16 protein-coding genes are annotated in these 16,707 nt (G+C 55.5%); 11 read left to right on the top strand and 5 right to left on the bottom strand.

Annotated elements, in window-relative coordinates; translation table 11 throughout:
• The first annotated feature begins 91 nt into the window (after positions 1-91).
• The 3 genes from dnaN (at position 92) to V9K92_RS05725 (ending at position 4,211) form a co-directional block, all read left to right on the top strand.
• Positions 92-1,210, top strand: a complete 1,119-nt coding sequence (gene dnaN, locus V9K92_RS05735) for a DNA polymerase III subunit beta (protein WP_115051396.1) — start codon at positions 92-94, stop codon at positions 1,208-1,210.
• A gap of 17 nt (positions 1,211-1,227) precedes the next feature.
• Positions 1,228-2,391, top strand: coding sequence for a DNA replication/repair protein RecF (recF, locus tag V9K92_RS05730; protein WP_336440669.1), 1,164 nt, complete (start codon positions 1,228-1,230; stop codon positions 2,389-2,391).
• Positions 2,392-2,549: 158 nt separating this feature from the next.
• A complete protein-coding gene (locus V9K92_RS05725; protein ID WP_115051398.1) occupies positions 2,550-4,211 on the top strand; it encodes a lactate permease LctP family transporter in 1,662 nt (553 codons plus the stop codon).
• Between the two features lie 59 nt (positions 4,212-4,270).
• Here V9K92_RS05725 and V9K92_RS05720 read toward each other — a convergent pair whose 3' ends face one another.
• Both V9K92_RS05720 and V9K92_RS05715 read right to left on the bottom strand, forming a co-directional pair.
• The gene (locus V9K92_RS05720) at positions 4,271-4,684 is read right to left on the bottom strand and encodes a pyridoxamine 5'-phosphate oxidase family protein (RefSeq protein ID WP_307282417.1); all 414 of its coding nucleotides are present in this window, start codon (positions 4,682-4,684) and stop codon (positions 4,271-4,273) included.
• Positions 4,685-4,793: 109 nt separating this feature from the next.
• Positions 4,794-5,012, bottom strand: a complete 219-nt coding sequence (locus V9K92_RS05715) for a DUF2945 domain-containing protein (protein WP_307282415.1) — start codon at positions 5,010-5,012, stop codon at positions 4,794-4,796.
• A 134-nt stretch (positions 5,013-5,146) separates the two neighbouring features.
• Here V9K92_RS05715 and V9K92_RS05710 point away from each other — a divergent pair, with 134 nt between their 5' ends.
• Together V9K92_RS05710 and V9K92_RS05705 are read left to right on the top strand one after the other, a co-directional pair.
• A complete protein-coding gene (locus V9K92_RS05710; RefSeq protein ID WP_337353541.1) occupies positions 5,147-5,593 on the top strand; it encodes an SRPBCC family protein in 447 nt (148 codons plus the stop codon).
• Positions 5,580-5,909, top strand: a complete 330-nt coding sequence (locus V9K92_RS05705) for an ArsR/SmtB family transcription factor (RefSeq protein WP_307282411.1) — start codon at positions 5,580-5,582, stop codon at positions 5,907-5,909. The genes V9K92_RS05710 and V9K92_RS05705 overlap by 14 nt, the downstream gene beginning before the upstream one ends.
• On the opposite strand, the gene V9K92_RS05700 is transcribed toward V9K92_RS05705, so the two are convergent.
• Positions 5,886-6,500: a TetR/AcrR family transcriptional regulator gene (locus V9K92_RS05700; protein WP_337353540.1), complete on the bottom strand. Its 615-nt coding sequence runs from the start codon at positions 6,498-6,500 to the stop codon at positions 5,886-5,888. The two genes, V9K92_RS05705 and V9K92_RS05700, sit on opposite strands and share 24 nt — an antisense overlap.
• Positions 6,501-6,615: 115 nt before the next feature.
• Here V9K92_RS05700 and V9K92_RS05695 point away from each other — a divergent pair, with 115 nt between their 5' ends.
• Complete coding sequence (locus tag V9K92_RS05695; RefSeq protein WP_337353539.1) at positions 6,616-7,821, top strand: MFS transporter; 1,206 nt, start codon at positions 6,616-6,618, stop codon at positions 7,819-7,821.
• Between the two features lie 154 nt (positions 7,822-7,975).
• Complete coding sequence (locus V9K92_RS05690; RefSeq protein WP_337353538.1) at positions 7,976-10,714, top strand: autotransporter family protein; 2,739 nt, start codon at positions 7,976-7,978, stop codon at positions 10,712-10,714.
• Positions 10,715-10,982: 268 nt separating this feature from the next.
• Here the strand turns inward: V9K92_RS05690 and V9K92_RS05685 are convergent, their stop codons facing one another.
• Together V9K92_RS05685 and V9K92_RS05680 are read right to left on the bottom strand one after the other, a co-directional pair.
• Positions 10,983-12,134, bottom strand: coding sequence for a DUF2778 domain-containing protein (locus tag V9K92_RS05685; RefSeq protein WP_337353537.1), 1,152 nt, complete (start codon positions 12,132-12,134; stop codon positions 10,983-10,985).
• A 205-nt stretch (positions 12,135-12,339) separates the two neighbouring features.
• The gene (locus V9K92_RS05680) at positions 12,340-13,266 is read right to left on the bottom strand and encodes an adenylate/guanylate cyclase domain-containing protein (RefSeq protein WP_337353536.1); all 927 of its coding nucleotides are present in this window, start codon (positions 13,264-13,266) and stop codon (positions 12,340-12,342) included.
• Positions 13,267-13,533: 267 nt separating this feature from the next.
• Between V9K92_RS05680 and sugE the strand changes: the two genes are divergently transcribed.
• The 4 genes from sugE to V9K92_RS05660 all read left to right on the top strand — a co-directional run bounded on the left by sugE (position 13,534) and on the right by V9K92_RS05660 (position 16,562).
• Positions 13,534-13,848 (top strand): quaternary ammonium compound efflux SMR transporter SugE, encoded by a 315-nt coding sequence (gene sugE / locus V9K92_RS05675; RefSeq protein ID WP_307282400.1) that lies wholly within the window; start codon positions 13,534-13,536, stop codon positions 13,846-13,848.
• Between the two features lie 287 nt (positions 13,849-14,135).
• Positions 14,136-14,915 carry a molybdopterin-synthase adenylyltransferase MoeB gene (gene moeB, locus V9K92_RS05670; RefSeq protein WP_337353535.1) on the top strand — a complete coding sequence of 260 codons (780 nt, stop codon included), beginning with the start codon at positions 14,136-14,138 and terminating at the stop codon, positions 14,913-14,915.
• A complete protein-coding gene (locus V9K92_RS05665) occupies positions 14,905-16,161 on the top strand; it encodes an aconitase X catalytic domain-containing protein (protein ID WP_337353534.1) in 1,257 nt (418 codons plus the stop codon). The genes moeB and V9K92_RS05665 overlap by 11 nt, the downstream gene beginning before the upstream one ends.
• Positions 16,158-16,562 (top strand): aconitase X swivel domain-containing protein, encoded by a 405-nt coding sequence (locus tag V9K92_RS05660; RefSeq protein WP_337353533.1) that lies wholly within the window; start codon positions 16,158-16,160, stop codon positions 16,560-16,562. The genes V9K92_RS05665 and V9K92_RS05660 overlap by 4 nt, the downstream gene beginning before the upstream one ends.
• Positions 16,563-16,707 lie beyond the last annotated feature (145 nt).

Genomic DNA, 16,707 nt, shown 5'->3' with positions numbered 1-16,707 from the left:
CGTCTGTTTTCTGCCAATTTGCTTGACCTAAGGGGAATGCCTCCCCACCACCAGACACTTGTTTGGCAAAAGTCAGTGAGACCGGTTTATCATGCGTGTAACTCTTGAACGTTCCAACCTTTTGAAGTCGCTCAACCATGTCCACCGCGTGGTCGAACGGCGCAACACTATTCCGATCCTGTCGAACGTTCTTCTCCATGCCGACGGGGCCAGCCTGGCTCTGAAAGCAACTGATCTTGACCTTGAAGTGACCGAAGCGACTGCGGCACAGATCGAGCAGGCGGGCGCCACCACCGTTCCGGCACATCTGCTTTACGATATTGTCCGCAAATTGCCCGATGGTGCGGAAGTCATGCTCGCAACCAATGCGGATGGCAATTCCATGGCCGTGACGTCCGGTCGCTCAAGCTTTCGTCTCCAGTGCCTGCCGCAATCGGATTTCCCTGAGCTTACAGCCGGTACCTTCACCCATACATTCCGGCTGCCGTCGAGCGCCATCAAAGGCTTGATCGACCGTACGCAGTTTGCAATATCCACCGAAGAAACCCGCTATTATCTCAATGGCATCTATTTCCATACCATTGAAAGCGACGGCACACTGAAGCTCCGCGCCGTTGCAACGGACGGGCACCGTCTTGCCCGGGCCGAGCTTGAGGCTCCCGCCGGTAGTGAGGGCATGCCCGGCATCATCATTCCGCGCAAGACCGTGGCTGAATTGCAAAAACTCGTCGACGACCCCGATGTTGTGGTGACGGTTGAATTATCGGAAACCAAAATTCGCTTCACGATCGGCTCCGTTGTTCTTACATCCAAGCTGATCGATGGCACATTCCCGGATTATCAGCGCGTTATTCCATCAGGCAACGACAAGAAGCTCACAATTGACAGGCAGAGCTTCGCCGCCGCCGTTGACCGCGTTTCGACAATTTCGAGCGAACGCGGTCGCGCCGTCAAACTGACGATCGCCGAAGGTCAGGTTACGCTTACGGTTAATAATCCGGACTCTGGCAGTGCCACTGACGAGCTGGCGGCAGACTATGATTCAGATGCTATCGAGATTGGTTTTAATGCCAAATATCTCCTCGATATCACGGCCCAGCTGACGGGCTCCGAAGCGATCTTCATGCTTGCCGATGCCGGCTCACCAACATTGGTGCGTGATACGGGCGATGAGAATGCGCTTTATGTGCTCATGCCGATGCGGGTCTAGCTGCACCTTGCAGTCTCATGGCCGATGATCCTCCTATGGACGCGGGCAAGCCAGCCCGCGTTTCGATCAGCAGGCTGAAGCTCAGCAATTTCCGCAATTATGAAAGCCTGTCCTTACGGCTGGCGCCTTCGCACGTGGTGTTGACGGGTGAAAATGGTGCAGGCAAGACCAATTTGCTTGAAGCTGTTTCGTTTCTGTCTCCAGGTCGGGGTCTGCGCCGCGCGACCTACACTGATGTTACCCGCAATAGTGCAACTGACGGCTTTGCCATTCATGCGTCTATCGACACAGCCGAAGGTACGGTCGATGTTGGAACAGGCTTGGCCGGAAATGCACCAGGCGATACGGCCCGCCGCGTCCGCGTTAATGGCGTAACGGCCACCAGCGCAGACGATCTTCTCGACTATTCACGCATTCTCTGGCTCGTCCCCGCCATGGATGGGTTGTTTACCGGCCCTGCCGGTGACAGGCGGCGTTTTCTGGATCGCATGGTCCTTGCCATCGATCCGGCCCACGGCAAGCGTGTTCTAGACTATGAAAAGTCGATGCGAAGCCGTAACCGCCTGCTTACAGAGGAGCGTGCCAACGCTTCATGGCTTGATGCGATCGAGACGCCCATGGCGGAACTTGGCATCGCTATTGCTGCGGCGCGTGCGGAATTGATGCGCCTCATCAATGGCATGATAGAGCGAATGCCTGACGACACCCCCTTCCCCAAGGCTGACTGCCTGCTTGAGGGCGAGCTGGAACAGCGCATTGGCATAGAGTCCGCGACGGATGTGGAAGAAACATTCCGCCGCGCGCTGCATGATGGCCGCTCGCGTGACCGGGCAGCGGGGCGCACGCTTGACGGGCCGCATCGGTCCGACCTGCTCGTGCGGCATCGGCCCAAATCCATGCCTGCGGAACTTTGCTCTACCGGTGAACAAAAAGCACTGCTGATAGGATTGATCCTTTCCCATGCTCGCCTCACTGGCGAACTTGCAGGGATGGCTCCGATCCTGCTGCTTGATGAAATTGCGGCCCATCTGGACGAAGGGCGCCGGGCGGCGCTCTTTGACATTATCGAAGAGCTGGGCGGTCAGGCTTTCATGACTGGCACGGACCAGGCACTGTTTAAAAGCCTTGAAGGACGCGCGCAGTTTTTCGATGTGTCGCATGGCGAGGTAACTGGCGTCTAAATAGCGTTACACCACATCATTTGCAGCCCATGGTGCAATATCAAGTGGATTAATGCCCTCTACATCCCATGACTTACAAGTTGCGCTTGCAATATCTCCTGATCACGTAACTACTAAGCGAATCTGACACATATATTAATGATGGGAGAGCATTCATTATGTGGAATCAGGTTTACAATCCCTTCAACAATGCTGTTCTGTCGACGCTTGCCGCAGCTATACCTGTCGTCATTCTGCTTGCGCTGATAGCGTCAAACAAGGTCAAAGTGCATCTGGCCGCGATTATTGCGCTTATCGCTGCCAATCTGGTTGCGATCTATATTTTCACCATGCCTGCTGATCTGTCCCTGCGCGCTTCGCTTTTGGGGGTCATCACGGGCTTTTTCCCGATCGGCTGGATCGTTCTCAATGTCATTTTTCTCTACCGGCTAACGGTTGAGAAAGGTGTCTTCGAGACCTTGCAGAACACGATTGGCGGCGTGACGCGCGACAGGCGCCTGCAAATCCTGCTTATCGCCTTTTCGTTCGGGGCCTTTTTTGAAGGCGCATCCGGCTTCGGCACGCCGGTCGCTGTCACGGCGGCCATTCTCATCGGCCTAGGTTTCTCGCCGCTCGCAGCATCCGGTCTATCGTTGATCGCCAATACCGCTCCTGTTGCCTATGGCGCTCTTGGTACCCCGATAGCCGGTCTTTCGAGCGTGACGGGGATCGATCCATTTTTGCTCGGTGCGATGGTCGGGCGGCAATTGCCATTCTTTTCGGTGATTATTCCATTCTGGGTGGTGTGGGCCTTTGCGGGCTACAAGGGTATGAAGGAAGTCTGGCCCGCCATTCTGGTCACCGGCCTGTCCTTCGCCATCCCGCAATTCCTGATTTCCAACTATGTTAATCCATGGATCGTTGATATTGGCGCTTCGTTGATTTCGATGGCCTGTCTCATCGGTTTCCTGCGCATCTGGCAGCCAAAGGTCATCTGGACATCGACAGCCTTGCGTATCCGCGATGATTCCGCCAGCCAGGTACCGCCGGTCAAACAGACAAAGAAAGAGCCGACGAGAGCGGAAGTCTGGGCTTCCTTGACACCATGGATCATTGTCTGCGCCGTGCTTTTGGTGTGGGGCACTGACTGGTTCAAAGGCATGGTCAACCCGTGGGCCACCTGGAGCTATCCCGTACCCGGTCTTAATGAGCAGATCATGAAGGTCGCGCCCATTGCCGCAACGCCGACACCGGAAAAAGCCGTATTCGCCTTCACATGGCTCTCTTATACGGGTTCGGGCATGTTGATTGCGGCGATCATTTCCGGCTTTCTCATGGGCTATACGCCGGGCGAGCTTGTCCGCAGCTATGGACGCACACTCAAGCTCTGCTCCTATTCACTCATTACCATTTCCGCCATGCTGGCAATCGGCACGCTCACACGGCTGTCCGGCATAGATGCTACCCTCGGGCTGGCTTTTGCGACAACCGGCGTTCTCTACCCGTTCTTCGGCACGTTGCTTGGTTGGCTCGGGGTGGCGCTCACAGGCTCCGATACCGCATCCAATGTTCTGTTCGGCAATCTGCAGAAAATTACCTCCGAGCAACTTGGCCTATCACCAATTCTCATGGGTGCAGCCAATTCATCCGGCGGCGTCATGGGCAAGATGATCGACGCTCAATCCATTGTTGTCGCCTCCACGGCGACCAATTGGTACGGGCATGAAGGAACAATCCTGCGCTTCGTCTTCAAGCACTCGATTGTGCTGGCCTGTCTCGTTGGCATCCTCGTCATGCTACAGGCCTATGTCTTCACCTGGATGATCGTGACACCGCCTTGATTGATCGATAATGGCACAACAAAAGGCGCTGCTTACGGCAGCGCCTTTTGTTGGAAGCATCAGATTTTTATTTCGCCCTCTTCCATGCCATCCCAATAATGAGCGCGCTCAGCGCTAACCCTTATCATCGCCATTCCTTTTGTATCGACACCGTCCTTGAACCAATCATCGAGATCCGGTGTCCAATGTTCCTCAAATTTCTTCTTGTCTTTGATGATCTCGGCTTTCCCTTCGAGAGAAATGGAAAAAGCCTTTTCACCTTGAAAAGTCAGAGCCACCTTGGGATTTCCCTGGATATCTGAAACCATGTGAGAGTCATCCCAAGTGAAAAAGTAGGAATCCCCATCATATTCGACATCACGATTATTGCTCATGGGGCGTCCTGCAATTGCCCCGTTTTTGGCATGGGTCATCAGCATGCAAATATCGATGTCACGCATCTTCTCTGCCAGATAGGAAATGTTCTTGCTCATGGTTTTCTCCCTTTTATCGTGAAAGGGCAACGCGCTAAGGGTCATTTGGTTCAGCTTGAAACCAATTTTCGGTTTGTTGCCTTGCCATATCAATTTAGAGCCTTGTCTGTTACTCAGCAGGCTTCAGTTCCGACCCGCTTTTGAGAACCTTGTCGCCATTTTCCTGTTCGATCAGATAGGCAGGATCTTCCTTGGAAGCTTTGCGTGTTACCTCCGCGCCTTTTATTTTCCGCGTCACCTTGCTCGTGAACGTATGAACAATTTTACCGCTGCCGGTACCATTGCCCCAATTCCATTCAACCGTGTTGCCATTATAGAATTTCGTCATAGTTCTTCCTGTCGATCTCTAAAGACATATTAATCAGGAAAATTCCCATCTGCCTATTCAAACCAGAACCGCAACTTTTTGGTTGCATTTCTTTTCTTGATCTGCCAGATTAAAAGCAACCAGGAGGTTGCATAATGTCTGACCGCATTGAAAAGAACATTGAACTGAATGCGCCTGTCGAAAAGGTTTGGCGCGCGCTCACCGATCATCTCGCATTTGGCGAATGGTTTCGTGTCAAGCTTGATGGGCCCTTTGTTCCCGGTAAGGTTTCCACTGGCCATATTACCTATCCGGGCTATGAACATGTGAAGTGGCACGCGACGGTGAAAGCTATGGACGCGCCTCGTCTGTTCAGTTTTACGTGGCACCCCCACGCAATTGATCCCGATGTGGATTATTCAGATGAGACACCGACCTTGGTCGAGTTTCGCTTGCAGCCTTCGGGTAAGGGAACGCGGTTGACCGTCACCGAGTCCGGATTTGGCGCCCTGCCCGCCCATCGCCGCGACGAAGCTCTCCGCTCAAATGATGGCGGTTGGGATGAACAGATAATGAATATCAAGACCTATGTTGAACGATAGCCATCTTCCCGATCCCGCACCTTTATTTGCGGCCTTGGGTGATCGAACCCGCCTGTCGCTGCTGACCAAGCTCAGCGACGGCCAAACTCGTTCAATTGCCGGCCTTTCTTCGGATGCGCAGATTACCCGTCAGGCTGTCACCAAGCATCTCAAGGTTCTTGAGGACGCTGGATTGGTGATCAGCACCAAGGTGGGCCGGGAGAGCCATTTTGCGTTTCGGCCGGAGCCGATCAAAGATATTCGTGCTTACCTTGATGGCGTATCCCGGCAATGGGATGATGCTTTGGAACGCTTAAGAGTGTTTGTCGAGCGTTGAGGGTTTTGGCAATAATCCATCCAGCAACTGCCGGATGGCCTTGACTGCCTTGCGCAACGTGGCTTCCGGCTCTGTGGAATTCGCAACCCAAAGCGAAGCGTGGGTTAGCGCTCCATTGAGAATGCGGGCCATTGCTTCCGGCTCGACATCCCTTATCGCCCCTTCATCACGAAGTTGCGTCAGGCTGTCGGTCATGGAGCGAATACAGCTATTTGTTGTTGGCCAGTTTGCCGGGTCGCCCAGAACGGCAGGCCCATCCAACAATACAATACGCTGTATTTCCGGCTCGATCGCCATTTCGACATAGGCCACGCACTCATCGACATAGCCCTGCCAGCGGTTGGTTGCTTTCTCATTGACCTTGATTAAGCGGTCATTCATCTCCGCATCGATCTGTTTGATAACAGCTTCGAGCAATCCCTTTTTGTCTCCAAAATGGTGATAGAGCGCCCCGCGGGTAAGCCCCGCCGAAGAGGTGAAATCGTCCATTGATGCGTCCGCATAGCCCACTGTACCAAAGGCGTGCCGGGCAGAAGCCAATAGTTTTGCCCGGGTTTCGACGATCATTTCACTGCGCGGCTTATGGGCCATCAAATTTCCTTTCACATACGCAACGTATATTAGTTGACATACGCGGCGTATGCAACTATTTCATTTATATACGTCGCGTATGTAAATGGCGGCTGTTCAACAAAGGATGTCTTTCATGGCAAATCCATATAAAGAAATTTTCGCTGCGCCGGGAAGCGTCGCTTTCTCGGCATCCGGGTTCATCGCCCGCCTGCCACTCGGCATGGTAACGCTCGGCATTGTCACCATGCTATCGCAGACTCACGGCACCTATTGGCTTGCCGGCGCAGTCTCCGCGACATTCGCATTGTCCAATGCGCTCATTGCGCCGCAGGTATCGCGTCTTATGGACCGTTTCGGTCAAAGCCGCGTTCTGCCGATTTCGTCCCTTATCACAATCGCTGCGCTCGCCGGACTTATGCTGGCCGCTCACTATCGCACCCCCGACTGGACATTGTTCCTGTTCGCCATGCTCGCCGGCTTCATGCCCAGCATGACGGCACTCGTTCGTGCACGCTGGACGGAAATTTATCGCGATACACCAAAGTTGCGCACAGCCTTTGCCTTTGAGTCGGTCGTTGACGAGGTGATCTATATGGTTGGCCCGATCATCGCCATCGGCTTCAGTGTTGCTCTTTTCCCGCAAGCTGGGCCTCTTGCCGCAACTTTGCTTCTCGCTGTCGGGAGTGCACTGTTCGTTGCACAGAAATCCACTGAACCCGCCATCCATCCGCAGGACCGCACAGACAACGCCTCGGTAATCCGCCTGCCATCGCTGCAAATTATCGCTGTCACACTGGCAGCTATCGGAGCGCTGTTCGGTACGGCCGAAGTCACCGCCATCGCCTTTGCCGAAGGGCAGGGCCAGAAGGCCGCCGCCGGTATTGCGCTTGCGAGCTACGCCGCAGGTTCGCTCATTGTTGGCCTCGTCTTTGGTGCTCTAAAGCTCCAGATGCCTTTGGCAAAACAGTTCCTGCTGGCAATCGGCCTTGCCATGCTGACGACGCTGCCCCTGCTCATCGTCGAGGGCATTGGCGGCCTCTCTATTGCTCTTTTTCTGGCAGGCGCTGCGGTATCCCCAACCATTATCATCTCCATGGGCCTGATCGAGCGTATCGTTCCAGCGGCGAAACTGACCGAAGGCATCACATGGGCAATGACGGGCGTCATGATCGGCATGGCGCTAGGCTCTTCCCTTTCAGGCTGGGTAATTGACGAATATGGCGCAAGCCGCGGTTTCTATGTTTCGGTAGGCGCTGGCGTGCTTGCATTCGTCGCCGCCTTTGCCTTCTGCCTCAGATACGGCCCCAAGCCGCAGGTACAGCTCAAAACAGCTGTTTAACTGCCAGCATCACAAAGAAACCGGCAGAGATGTTCGCACCTCTGCCGGTTTTATTAAGTTAATCTACAATTCTTCAATAAAATGGCTTGTCTACACCTAAAGTATTACCTAACTTCCGCATCGAGTTCACTACATCGCACTTGGGGGGAAGTAGATGGTTCTGGATTTTCTGCGCGGCAAACCTGTCTTGTGCAATGGATTCCACAGGACGATACTAACCGGCATCCTTCTTGCCTCAACTACATCAACATTTGGGCTTCTCGCATTCTCCGGCGTTGCGCAAGCAGCCTGCGATCTTACGCCGACAGCTGGCGACAGCACCTATGTCTGCGATAGCGGCGTCAGCACCGGCCTTACCGATAATACCGGCAACAATACGCTTACCATGCCTGCGGGTGGCAGCGGCGCGGTCAATGGAAGCATTGTTTTTGGCGCAGGCGCCGACAATGTGACAATTGGCTCCGGTACAATTACCGGCAATGTCCAGCAGGGCAGCGGCATAGACAATTTCAGTATGACTGGCGGCTCTGTCGGCTCCCTCAACCAGGGTGACAATCTCGATACCTTCTTCATGTCGGGCGGACATATCATCGATGCCTTTGATGACGGCGACCGGGCAATCATGACTGGCGGTCGCATCGGGCGCGTCAACATGAAGCTCGATGACAATCTGTTCGATATGTCCGGCGGTGTCATTGACCGCAATCTTGTTACTGGCTTCGGCAACGACACGATCATCCTGTCCAACGGAACGATCGGCGGCAATATCAGCGTGAGCGGCGGCACTGACAGCGTTACGGTTACAGGCGGCAGCGTCGGCGGTAGCATCCTTCTCAGTTTCGGCACTGACACATTCAACTGGGACAGTGGCGGTATTATCTATGGAGCGATTGATCTGGGCGGCGACAATGACGTTGCCACACTCACCAATCTGACCGCTGCAAATATTGGCGCGACGACACAGGTTACGGGCGGCGCAGGCAGCGACGCATTGACCTTCAGCAATGTCGCTGCAGACAATGTTTCGCGGTTTCAAAATTGGGAAAACATCGCTGCGACCAATGACACCGAGCTTACTTTCAACGGCGCCTTGACACTGGGCGATGCGGGTACGCAGACGGGCAACCTCTCGGTTGATTCAACCAGCACTATATTTGGCGGCGACGCAAACTCAGCCGTTGCATCCTTCGTGGCTGGCCAGTTCGTCAATGTAGCCAATGCAGGCCGCATTGATCTGACCAATGGCACCGGCACAAGTGACAGCTTCCGCATTGCCGGTAATTATACCGGTAATGGTGGGCTGCTGTTTCTAGACACTGTGCTTGGCGATGACAGTTCAGCTTCCGATAAGCTCATCATTGACGGCGGCGTTGCTTCCGGTACGACTGGCATCAGCGTTATCAATAATGGCGGCACCGGCGCCAGCACGACGCAAGACGGCATTCTTCTGGTAGAAACCGTCAATGGTGCAACGACCACCAGCAATACATTTGCGCTCAACAATGCTGTCGCGGCAGGTGCCTATGAATATTACCTCTTCAAGGGCGGCATCAGCGACGGCAGCGAACAAAACTGGTATCTGCGCTCCACGCTGGTAAGCTCCCCTGAGCCACCTGCCCCGGCTCCGGCACCCTCGCCAGTTGATCCTGGCCCGGTCGTCGAGCCGCAACCGCCGGAAGTATCTCCGCCACCGCCGCCACCACAGCAAGAGCCAGCGCCACCTTTGCCGGTAAATCCGGACGACCCGAATCCGGTCGATCCCTCGCCGCCTGTGCAGCCGGGAGACATAGCACCGGTCGCGCCTCCACCACCGGCGGAAGCGGCAGCGCCAACGCCGCCGCCATCCGCACCGCCTATACCCGGAAATCCTGCGCCGGTGCCCGGGGCTGGTTCAGCCCCGCCGACGCCTGGTGCAACCCGCGTCCTTGGCGATATTGTGTCTCTATACCGCATCGAAGTGCCAACCTATTCGGCAGCAATTCCAGCACTGCGGCAGACAGCCTTTGCAACGCTCAGCACATTCCACGAGCGGCGCGGCGCTCAGGAAATTCTTGCTCCGGGCGAGATCGGTTCAGCCGCATGGGCCCGTGTCTTTGGCGAAGACGTTGAACAGGGTTGGGGCGGCACCGTTTCCCCGACCATCGATGGTACGCTCTGGGGCGTACAGGCAGGACTCGACATTCTGCGCTATGAGAGCGAGAGCGGCCACAAGGATACAGCCGGGCTATTCTACGGATTTGCTTCGCTTGATGCCGATATTCGGGGACAAGCACTTGGTTGGAACAATCTGAAGACCGGCAAGATGGATACGGACACCCACAGCGCCGGTACTTATTGGACCCATATCGGCCCCACAAACTGGTATGTCGATGCCGTTGTCATGGGAAGCTGGTTTAGCGGCACCGCCCGTTCTGATCGGGGCGTTGGCGTTGACGTGGAAGGCAATGGCGTAACGGCATCGCTGGAGGGTGGTTATCCGTTCAAGCTCAGTGATAATTGGGTTTTGGAGCCGCAGGCGCAGATCATCTGGCAGCATATCTCCCTGGACGATCAGGAGGATGAGTTTTCTGATATCGCCTTCGATGCCGATGATGGCTGGACAGGCCGTGTCGGCGCAAGGCTGCAAGGCAATTATCAGACATCATCCGGTCTGTTCCAACCTTATGTGAAGGCCAATCTCTGGCATTCGTTCAAAACCAAGGACAGCGTGAAGTTTGGCGGCGATGATATTGTCACGGAAGGTGAAAACACCTCGCTGGAACTTGGCGGTGGTATCGTTCACAGTTTCAACAAATCGGTCAGCGCCTTCGCTGTGGCTGACTATACGTTTGATATTGATGGCGACAAACGTGAGGTCTTCGAAGGCAATATTGGCCTTAAAGTAAGCTGGTAGGCGGTCATACCGCCTGGAGTATCTTGCGTTTGACCAGTAAATGGCTAGTGCGTGCTTCGACAAGCTCAGCATGAGGAATGTAGAGACTGGCAGGGAGCCTAGTCTGAGACGTCGCAAGTAGACATTGCAATCCACTTCTTTCCTCAGGCTGAGCTTGTCGAAGCACGCACAACATCCATGCAAAATTACTGAGTTTGCAAAACATTTGGAGCAATTGCAGCGAGAGCGTCAGCGGTTTTGCGTCAGGAATTGCGCAAGACCAACGGCTTTACCGTGACGCAACACTTGTGGATCCGCCAGGCAAACGGGCGACCACGACCAGTTGTGTAATTTCGCCACGTTTGAAAGCGGCAAGGAAGCGCTTGTAGTCCTTGAACACAAGGCAACCATTGGAATCGCCGCGCTTGCCCAGCATGTAAGTGTGAGCCAGCAAGCCATCGCGCCCGAAAATCTTGCTCGGGTCGACCGGGTTGAGCCGGATTGCTTCCACTCCATGGAATAGGGCTTCCCGCATGGTCAGCTTATAGGTATGTGGCGGCGTCGCACCGCGCATTTTCTTATGCACGAAGCGTGGGTCGTCTAGCATTGGCCCCAGACCCGAATGTGCTTCAAGACGCTCTCCACTCGGCATATAGACCGTCTTCTGCTCGATACTGTAGATCGCCGTTCGGGCGCGAGCCGTAATAACAGGAGCGGGCTTGTAGCTCGGCGCCATATCCTGAATGTTGTTTTCCTGCGGCGCGTAAGCCATGACTTGCGCGTCGCGCTTTGCCGCATCCGCAAGCCGCTTTGGCTTCATGCCGGGCAATGGAACTTCCGTCTCGACGTCAGTCTCCGCCAGAACAAGGCTGAATGGTTCTTGCGGCGACGTGCCAAGGGCTGGGCCGGGCTCCTGCAAGGCGACGATTTCGGCAGGAGCAGGCGCGTCCAGAGAACTATAGGATCGGACAGGCGTATAGATTGACGAAACCTGCATTGTATCAAGCCCTGCAGCCCGCGCATCGAACGCATCTGCCTCAAGCGGCGGCTTTGCTGCCACCACCACTTTCGGCTTGGGCGGGGTAATGACAATGACTTCGCCGTTCTTCCCGATAACGGAGCCTTCATCCATGTCACTGACCTGCCAGCCAGTCCGGTTCAACTCCGGCACACGCGGGAACTTTGGTGCGCTTGGATTGGCATCATAGGCAACATGTTGCATGGCATGCCCGGAGAATGGGCTGAAAGCCTGGCCACCGGCACTTGCCGAAACGTGGGGGATAAAGGCGCGCTGCAGGCTGACGACAGCGGCAACCGTGCCCAGTGATCCAACGACCCCGAAACCGGCAAGAATAGCCGCGGAAAGGAAGCCGCGCGCCGGCTGACGGCCCTTTTTGGCTTCAGGCTTGGCGCCCCCGACCGTCTTGACTGCAAACGCCATGATACAAGCTTCCCGAACTCTTACTCAATACATATCAGCGCCCCGCAAAATCACTGCTTACAAGGCAGGATTGAGGCCGAGGGCAAAACATGCGCCCATGGCAGGTACTGATGAAAACAGAGAATGAAGAAACTTGGTTACCAAGTGGTTGATGGGGAGAAAATTCAGTCTGAAGTCCTTCTTCGCTCCCGGTGCAAGCCGGTAATCAACCGCCAGCACTGCGGCGATAGCGCATGACCCAACGAATACCTCCAATAACTGCTATGGCGAGTAATGGCCATGCCGCCCAGAATCTCCCTTCCCAGGAAATCATGTTGATGCCCGCTATTGTCAGTCCGATGACCACAAGAGCGGCAATAAAGCGATCAATGCGCTCCGCCGCTTTAGCCCAGCGCAGCCCCCATATTGCTGCCAACACAAGAAGCGGCCAGCGCGACCAAAAGGTGCCGTCCCATGAGAGAAAATTGATGCCGACCAGTCCGATGGCAATGATCGCAAGCAAAGCCAGGCTTGTGCTTTTAGATGCTGCGGCCGTCGCGCCTGTTCTGGTCAAATCAGCTCTGTACCCGTCATTTACTGCAGGAGTAACAGGCTGCGCCTGCTTTGTGTCTTCACCAATCCGCACCGCATAGCTGAGAACGCCACCTTCAATATTCTTGACCTGAAGTTGCCCGAGGCATTCAAATCCGACCGCCAGTTTGTTGCGAACCTGATCATAGACCGTATTGGATATAACGATGCCGCCAGCAGAAGCCGATGCCTGCAAGCGCGCAGCAACATTCACGCCGTCCCCGTAAATATCGTCGCCTTCTGCAATCACATCGCCAAGATTGATGCCGATACGAAACAGCATGCGGGTTTCATCCGGACGGTCGGCATTATAACCGGCAAGTTCCGTTTGCACATCGAGGGCAGCGCGCACCGCCTCCACGACGCTGGAAAACTCCGCGATCAACCCATCGCCCCAAGTGTTGATGACCCGGCCGTAATGTGCCTCAATCAGCCTGCTCATCGCTTCCCTGTAAAGCTTGAGCGTGTCAAGCGTGCCTTCTTCGTCAGCGCGCATCATGCGCGTATAATCCTGCACATCTGCGGAAAAGATCGTGGTCAGCTTGCGGCGCGTTTCGGGCATGGCATCCGTTCTCCCCCGGCTCTTGCCTTGCTTTTGCGGCGAGAAACCCTCGCGACTGAGTTGGAGAATATAGTTTCAAACCGTTTGTGGGAAGGACTGTTCTGCTCTTTCACTCCCCTTGATGTTAAACACCAAAAATACTCATCGCGTCGCTGGCTTGCCTAATTCGCCGTCCGACCTTAAATCAATCTGTGAAGGACGACCTTCACGCGATAATGCGCTTCAGACAAATCCGGGACGGCCCGACAGTTCAAAAGGATGGTCGTCATGGCCTGGATTATTCTCATAACCGCAGGACTTTTCGAAATCGGCTGGGCCATCGGGCTCAAATATACCGATGGCTTTACCAAGTTTACGCCTTCAATTCTCACCGCTGGCAGCATGATTATCAGCGTCGTGCTTCTTGGTCTTGCCCTACGCGATCTGCCAGTTGGTAGCGCCTATGCGGTGTGGACCGGCATTGGCACAGTGGGCACCGCGCTGCTTGGCATGTATATTTTCGGCGAGCCTGCTACTGTGGTGCGGCTTGTCTGTATCGGGTTGATTGTTGCCGGTATCGGCGGGCTGAAGTTTTTGGCGTAGCACGAGAGCTGCACATAAGTATTGCGTGGTTCGCCCTTCAACAAGCTCAGGGGGTTCACCGTAAGAAAGGTGGGATGATCGCAATAATACCGCGGGCATCTCCGTGACATTCCATCCAGACCACCTCTCCGTCACCCTCGGGCTTGATCCGAGGGTCCAAAGACAGATGGTAGAAAATTGGATCCTCGGGTCAAGCCCGAGGATGACGAAGAGGTGGTGGTGTTTTCCTTGAGGGAGGGATAATTCGGCGCATTGGTTTCAGGTTCATCATCCCCTAGAGTAGCAGCATGATCGATCAGCCGAATACTGCCCTTTCCTCTTCTGAAGTTGAACGCTATGCCCGCCATATCATTCTTGGTGAAATTGGCGGCCCTGGTCAGCAAAAGCTGAAGCGCGCCCGCGTGCTCGTGGTGGGCGCGGGTGGGCTTGGTGCGCCTGTGCTGCAATATCTGGCTGCGGCGGGCATTGGCACACTCGGCATTGTCGATGATGACCGTGTTTCCCTGTCAAATCTGCAAAGGCAGATCATCCATTCGACCGAGCTGGTCGGCTCCCCCAAGGGAGAAAGCGCGGCGCGAGCAATCGCAGCGATTAATCCGCATGTCATCGCCGAGGTGCATGATATGCGCCTTGCGCCCGACAATGCCGCCGATCTCGTTTGCCGCTACGATATTGTTGTCGATGGCTCAGATAATTTCGATACGCGCTATCTGCTGGCCGATACTTGCCTTGCTCAAAAGCGCCCGCTGGTTTCGGCAGCGCTGGGGCGGTTTGACGGATCGCTGACAACACTCATTCCCTATGCCACCAACAGCGACGGGGGTTCAAATCCCTCCTACCGCGATCTTTTTCCAAACCCGCCGCCACCCGGGCTTGTTCCTGCCTGCGCCGAAGCGGGGGTGCTTGGCGTCCTTCCCGGCGTCATCGGCACCTTGCAGGCAACCGAGGTCATCAAGCTTGTCACCGGCATAGGCGAGCCGCTGATCGGCAAGCTCCTGCTTTACGATGCGCTGACCTCTCGCTTTGAAACAATCAAATACCGGGCCAGAAAAGCCGATGGCGCTTGAACTTTCCGAGGAACAGCGCGCAATCGCCAGCGGTTCGCGCGGCGAAGGTTCCGCCATGGCCATGCGTATCGTTGCTGCGACAGCGCGGCTAATGGGTGCGCCATCGCTGATCCCGATTGCCTCCGCGCATATTGATGGCGCGCTTTACCATGGCGATAGCGGCACGCTTTTCGCAGAAAAGCTGGTTGAGGGCGGCGCCAAGGTTGCCGTGCGCGCCACGCTGAATGTCGGCTCGCTTGATCTTACCGGCTGTTCTAAAAATCGCTTGCCAGCCCATGAGCGCGATATGGCGCGGCGAATGATGGACGCCTATCGCGTGCTTGGCTGCGAGCCAAGCTGGACCTGCGCGCCCTATCAGGCCGGTCATCGTCCGGCGCTTGGCAGCGATGTCGCATGGGGCGAATCCAATGCGGTTGTGTTCTGCAACTCAGTACTGGGCGCACGCACCAATCGCTATGGCGATTTTCTTGATATTGCCTGCGCCATTGCCGGTTTTGCCCCCTATTATGGGTTGCACATACCGGAAAACCGCCGTGCCACAATCATTTTTGACGTCGATGCGATTGATCCGGCATTTTTGCGCTCGGAAGTTGCATGGCCCATTCTTGGCAGTCTGTTTGGGCGCGAGATTGGCGATGCCATTGGCGTTGTGGCTGGTGTCCATGCCCATCCTGGAGAAGATGCCTTGAAAGCTTTCGGCGCTGCATCGGCTTCGGCGGGCGCTGTCGGACTTTTCCATGTAGCAGGCGTGACACCCGAAGCGCCGGATCTGGCGACCGCGCTACATCATCAAGCGCCGCAAGCGGTCATCCATGTAACGAACGAGATGATTGCGGATTCGCGTCGGCGTCTTTCCACCGCGCGTAATATGGAGCGCATTGATGCCGTCGCCATTGGCAGCCCTCATCTTTCCGCTAGTGAATTCGACCGGCTTGAAACCCTCATTGCCGGGCGCAAACTCAAGATTCCGCTTTACGCCTGCACCGGACGCCACGCGCTTGCCGCATTAGAGAGCAATGGCCGCCGCCAGTCGCTGGAGGCGTCGGGCGTGGTCATTGTCGCTGATACCTGCGTTGTGGTTACGCCGATCCTGCCGGATATTGAAGGCGCGGTGCTTATGACCAATTCCGGCAAATTCGCGCATTACGCACCTGGCAATACGGGCTATGGCGTCATTTACGGCTCCATGGCTGAGTGCGTGGAAAGCGCTGTATTGGCGCATCCTGTCTTTGGTGCATCGGCATGAGGGCGGAAATTCTGGTTCAGGGGCAAGCGACGCGTGCCGATGCACTGGTACTGACCGCGCCGATCAGCTTCTGGGGCGGGGTTAACCCCAAGACAGGCTTGATCGCCGATGTCCGCCATCCGCAGCATGGTGTTTCGATCACCGGCAAAGTGCTTTGCCTGCCGGGAACGATTGGCTCATCTTCGGCAGCAGCCGTTTTGCTGGAACTGGTCTCGGCGGGTCTGGCGCCTGCCGCAATCGTCCTGCACGAGCCCGACGCAATTTTGCTGCTTGGCCTCATCGTCGCCCAAGAAATGGGCCATGCAACGCCGATGGCCCTGCGGCTGGATCGCGGAGACTTTGCAGGGTTTGTTGAGCGTCAGCTTTGTATCAGCGCTGACGGTTCGATCAGCGTTATTTAAAATCCTAGCATTGGCGTTTTGCGTGGTTCGCCCTTCGACAAGCTCAGGATGAGCTCACCATGAGGAATGTGGTGGGGTGCAGCAGATGGAGCCAACTTGTTGGCTCTATGCGTTCTGCTTCTCTTGCAATCAGCCAATCTTCCTC

This window comes from Phyllobacterium sp. CCNWLW109 (assembly GCF_037203905.1).
Lineage (GTDB): Bacteria > Pseudomonadota > Alphaproteobacteria > Rhizobiales > Rhizobiaceae > Phyllobacterium > Phyllobacterium ifriqiyense.
Note: the sequence above shows the minus strand (reverse complement) of the source record. Positions and strands in the feature narration are given on the sequence as shown.

Bases quoted from the DNA above. Each gene is read 5' to 3' on its own strand.
- V9K92_RS05725 (WP_115051398.1), top strand. From the start codon at position 2,550: ATGTGGAATCAGGTTTACAATCCCTTCAACAATGCTGTTCTGTCGACG.
- V9K92_RS05710 (WP_337353541.1), top strand. From the start codon at position 5,147: ATGTCTGACCGCATTGAAAAGAACATTGAACTGAATGCGCCTGTCGAA.
- V9K92_RS05715 (WP_307282415.1), bottom strand. From the start codon at position 5,012: ATGACGAAATTCTATAATGGCAACACGGTTGAATGGAATTGGGGCAAT.
- recF (WP_336440669.1), top strand. From the start codon at position 1,228: ATGGCCGATGATCCTCCTATGGACGCGGGCAAGCCAGCCCGCGTTTCG.
- V9K92_RS05685 (WP_337353537.1), bottom strand. From the start codon at position 12,134: ATGGCGTTTGCAGTCAAGACGGTCGGGGGCGCCAAGCCTGAAGCCAAA.
- moeB (WP_337353535.1), top strand. From the start codon at position 14,136: ATGATCGATCAGCCGAATACTGCCCTTTCCTCTTCTGAAGTTGAACGC.
- dnaN (WP_115051396.1), top strand. From the start codon at position 92: ATGCGTGTAACTCTTGAACGTTCCAACCTTTTGAAGTCGCTCAACCAT.
- V9K92_RS05690 (WP_337353538.1), top strand. From the start codon at position 7,976: ATGGTTCTGGATTTTCTGCGCGGCAAACCTGTCTTGTGCAATGGATTC.
- V9K92_RS05700 (WP_337353540.1), bottom strand. From the start codon at position 6,500: ATGGCCCATAAGCCGCGCAGTGAAATGATCGTCGAAACCCGGGCAAAA.
- V9K92_RS05665 (WP_337353534.1), top strand. From the start codon at position 14,905: ATGGCGCTTGAACTTTCCGAGGAACAGCGCGCAATCGCCAGCGGTTCG.
- V9K92_RS05720 (WP_307282417.1), bottom strand. From the start codon at position 4,684: ATGAGCAAGAACATTTCCTATCTGGCAGAGAAGATGCGTGACATCGAT.
- V9K92_RS05695 (WP_337353539.1), top strand. From the start codon at position 6,616: ATGGCAAATCCATATAAAGAAATTTTCGCTGCGCCGGGAAGCGTCGCT.
- V9K92_RS05680 (WP_337353536.1), bottom strand. From the start codon at position 13,266: ATGCCCGAAACGCGCCGCAAGCTGACCACGATCTTTTCCGCAGATGTG.
- sugE (WP_307282400.1), top strand. From the start codon at position 13,534: ATGGCCTGGATTATTCTCATAACCGCAGGACTTTTCGAAATCGGCTGG.
- V9K92_RS05705 (WP_307282411.1), top strand. From the start codon at position 5,580: ATGTTGAACGATAGCCATCTTCCCGATCCCGCACCTTTATTTGCGGCC.
- V9K92_RS05660 (WP_337353533.1), top strand. From the start codon at position 16,158: ATGAGGGCGGAAATTCTGGTTCAGGGGCAAGCGACGCGTGCCGATGCA.